At 32.7% G+C, this 1,327-nt stretch carries 1 protein-coding gene; it reads right to left on the bottom strand.

Translation table 11 applies throughout. The features are described 5' to 3' along the window. Window positions 1-481 precede the first annotated feature (481 nt). Window positions 482-814, bottom strand: coding sequence for a DUF3291 domain-containing protein (locus V7150_RS25780; RefSeq protein WP_335523993.1), 333 nt, complete (start codon window positions 812-814; stop codon window positions 482-484). Window positions 815-1,327 lie beyond the last annotated feature (513 nt).

Raw genomic sequence — 1,327 nt, 5'->3', positions numbered from 1 at the left:
AAATTTAAAATAATCATTAACAAGATGGATATTGATAAGAAGCCAGCTAAAAAATACCCAAAATATTTTAATGGTTTTGGCAACTTTTTTACAGCATCCTTGGTAACATCTGCAGCATTTCCTTCTATCTTGTTAATGTGGTCTATTACATCATTAAATGGTTTATTTTCTTCTTTCATACAAACACCCCTTTGCTATATTTTGACATATATTTATTTTATATTTTATATAAATTGTAAATTCTTATTGAACTGCACCTTAATAAGAACCATAAAAAAAGACCGTCAATCCTTCAAGGATCAACGCCATCTTTAGATTAAATGGATAATTTCACAATTAATCAAGAGAGCCAACTGCTACTTAACCAAGCATGTCTCCCCTTTTTCATCAAACGCGTGCTTAAAATCAAACGCAAAAGAAGTGGGTCCATTCTGAATATAATAGTTGTATCTTTTGAATGCCTCATCCCATGAGACATCCTTCAGCTTCTCTGTACATATGAAAGGTGTTTCTCTTTATAAGGCTCCATCCATTTGCTCCTATCTCGCAACGCTTGCATATGCTTACCTGAATAGGTAAAACGATATAAGGATTGAAGGCTTTTCCAAACCGTAAGTGTAAGAATAGGGAAACCATCCCCCTTTATGGCTTCTTCAGGAAAAGGGACTCCATCAGATGAAAACGCCTCTATAAGTTGTCCTGATTTAGTTGCCTGACGAAATACTTCATATCCCACTTCAAAAAGTTCACGAGAGGCAGGGTGGTCAAAGGGTTGATTTAACCTACCTACAGTATAGATTGCAACTAAAGCCATAAACAGTCCTCCATCTTCAGTTTTTACCTATTTATATTCAAGTAATATGGGCTCTCATAACTAATTCTTGGTCAATTATCCTGTCTCATATATGAAAACACTTTTCTTCAATCATTTGGAGATAGGAAACCTGTTTCGAGGAGTTCCAAGCAATAATAGATAAACTAATGGCAATAATAACTAAACTTGCAACATTTATGTATTCCAGTAGTTCTTTTTTCAATGATGAAAAATCCCTCATATTTTTCCTATATAAACATAATTCTACTACGTAAATAATAAATCCTTCTTCAACTGCACCATTTGTTTAAGTACATAATTTAACAATCTTTTATATAGTTTAATTAAAACCCCAAATACCCTTGTAAAATTATCCAAATAATCACCGGTATGGTTTTGTTTAGTTAAAAATCAGCACCCAATTTAAATTAGCCATTAACCCCTGATTTATAACGCTAATTAAACAATTGACAATTACTATTGTCATCCTGTTAATTGGTATGCGTTTTACTA

Source organism: Neobacillus drentensis (assembly GCF_036965245.1).
Lineage (GTDB): Bacteria > Bacillota > Bacilli > Bacillales > Cytobacillaceae > Neobacillus > Neobacillus drentensis_G.
This window is presented reverse-complemented; position numbering and strand designations above follow the sequence as displayed.

What these genes read in the sequence shown, in the direction of transcription:
- V7150_RS25780 (WP_335523993.1), bottom strand. Translation starts at nt 814, where the DNA reads ATGGCTTTAGTTGCAATCTATACTGTAGGTAGGTTAAATCAACCCTTT.